Origin of the sequence: Amycolatopsis sp. WAC 04169, assembly GCF_003947535.1 — a bacterium.
GTDB lineage: Bacteria > Actinomycetota > Actinomycetes > Mycobacteriales > Pseudonocardiaceae > Amycolatopsis > Amycolatopsis keratiniphila.
Genome location: NZ_QHJI01000043.1, coordinates 1 through 803 on the forward strand (window position 1 = coordinate 1; position 803 = coordinate 803).

Genomic DNA, 803 nt, shown 5'->3' on the forward strand with positions numbered 1-803 from the left:
TCCCCGCCGTGAGCGGCCCCGACCGCGCCGCCAACGCCATCGGGCAGGGCCAGGTCCAGATGAACCCGCTGAACATGGCCTCGGTCACCGCGACCGCCGTCACCGGCGCGTTCCGCCAGCCCCACCTGGTCCCGTTCGACCTCGACGACCGCAAGCCGGCCACCGCCAAGGGACTGCCGCAGAGCACCGTCGCCCAGCTCAAGCAGATGATGCGGCTCACCGCCACCCAGGGCACCGCCGTCGAGGCCATGTCCGGGCTGGGCGGCGACATCGGCGCCAAGACCGGGTCGGCCGAGGTCGACGGGCAGGCGGTCTCCAACAGCTGGTTCACCGGCTTCCGCAACGACGTCGCGGCGGCGGCGATGACCGAGGAGGGCGGCCACGGCGGCGACGCGGCCGGACCGATCGTCGCGGACGTGCTACGAGTCGGCGGCTGACGCAGACCGGTGGCCATGGATGGCCGTACTGTGGTCGCCGTTGCCGGAACCGGCACCGAAGCCCCGCGCGTCCCCGTAGACACGTGGGCACCGCATCGAAGGCACCGAGGAACGGACACCGTGGGCAGCAGAAGGGGCGCCGCCGAGCGGCGCAGGACGAAACCCGCCGTGATCGGCAGCGTCGCCGCGGTGGTCGTGGCCGGAGCCGGCTTCGGTGCCTACGCGATGTACGGCGGCGGGGCGGGCGACGACGACGGCGCGCGCACCAGGTCCGCGGCGGCCGCGGAGAAGGTGAAGTCCGGTCCGTTGACGGCGGCCGAGGTCACCTCGACGGCCCAGCGGTTCCTCACCGCCTGGCAGCAGGGC

The 803-nt window shown here is 73.8% G+C and carries 2 protein-coding genes; both read left to right on the forward strand.

Features of this window, described 5'->3' with window-relative positions; translation table 11 throughout:
- Positions 1–437: penicillin-binding transpeptidase domain-containing protein (locus DMC61_RS40865; RefSeq protein ID WP_255431842.1), on the forward strand; the 437-nt coding region annotated here is incomplete at its 5' end.
- Between the two features lie 120 nt (positions 438–557).
- Positions 558–803 (forward strand): hypothetical protein (locus DMC61_RS40870; RefSeq protein WP_199750237.1); only part of this gene is annotated, 246 nt, incomplete at its 3' end.